General features: G+C 72.6%; 2 protein-coding genes. Both read left to right on the top strand.

Annotated features, from left to right (window positions below):
• On the top strand, positions 1–361 hold a 361-nt coding region (locus tag B8460_RS14645; RefSeq protein ID WP_048862356.1), incomplete at its 5' end, for a glycosyltransferase.
• Between the two features lie 13 nt (positions 362–374).
• Positions 375–1,235: WcbI family polysaccharide biosynthesis putative acetyltransferase (locus B8460_RS14650; protein ID WP_048862357.1), on the top strand; the 861-nt coding region annotated here is incomplete at its 3' end.

The following is a 1,235-nucleotide window of genomic DNA, read 5'->3' on the forward strand; positions in this document are numbered from 1 at the left end:
GGCGCCGCTCGGCGCGCGGGTCGCGTGGTGCGACGCGGACGCGCTGCCGGCGGCGCTCGCGCGCGCCGTCGCGGTGTTGCTGCCGCAGCAGGGTGATCAGGACGGGATCGCGGCGCTGGAGGCGATGCGCGCCGGACGCGCGGTGGTAACGTGCACGGATACGGATGCCGCCGCCGAACTGGTCGTCGACGGCGCGACCGGGCTGGTGCGCGCGCCGGACGCCGCCGCGCTGGCGGCGGCGCTGGACGCGCTGTGGGACGACCGCCAGGGTGCGCTGCGCATGGGACAGGCCGCGCGCGACGCCTATGACGCGCTGCATCTGCGCTGGGAGGCGGTCACGTCCCGCCTGCTGGCGCGATGAGGGCGGGACCGCCATGACGACGATCGCGTTCTACGGCACCTGTCAGCTCGCCTGCGTCGAGGCGGTGGTGCGCGCGCATCTGGCGCGGCCGCACGGGCTGGAGACGTTCTTCGTCGCCGCGTGGACCGACCTGTCGGACGCCGACCGCGCGCGCATCGAGGCGGCGGACGTGTTCGTGGGCCAGCGCCTGCGTTTCGGCTCCAGCGCCGACGGGCTGTCGCCGCGCGGCCGGGTGCTGCTGGTGCCGCAGCTCGACAACGCCTTCCTGTGGCCGTTCGCGGGCGAGGCGCATCCGCGCAACACCGTCTATCCGTTCCATCCCTACGGCCCGTATCCGGCGGAGTTCGGCGACCGTTTCCTCAATCGCCAGATCGCCGAGGGTGTCGATCCCGACGTCGCGGTGGCGCGGTACCTCGCGCTCGACGTCAACGCGGTGGTGCGGCTCGACCGGCTGCGCGAGATGTCGATCGAGCACCAGCATCACCTGGACGAGGCGACGGGGTTCCGCATGACCCCGTTCGTCGAGGCGTATCAGGCGGCGCCGCTGTTCCGCACGGTCTATCATTTCGAACTCGATCTTCTGCACGAACTCGCGGCGCAGGTGGTCCCGCGCATCGGCCTGGGCGCCGCGGAGGCGGCGGTGCTGCGGCGGCTGGCGCGGCAGAATCCGATGGTCGACGTGTGGCTGCCGATTCATCCGGCGGTCGCCGAGCATTTCGGCCTGTCCTACGCCACCGCGGCGACGCGCTACCGGTATTTCGACGAGGGATCGTTCACCTTCGCCGAATACGCGCGCCGCTACATGACCTATGCGTGGAACCGGCCGCTGCACGAGGGCGCGCATCTGGCGCTTGCCGGGCGGGACGCGGCGGCG

This window comes from Acidisphaera rubrifaciens HS-AP3 (assembly GCF_000964365.1).
GTDB lineage: Bacteria > Pseudomonadota > Alphaproteobacteria > Acetobacterales > Acetobacteraceae > Acidisphaera > Acidisphaera rubrifaciens.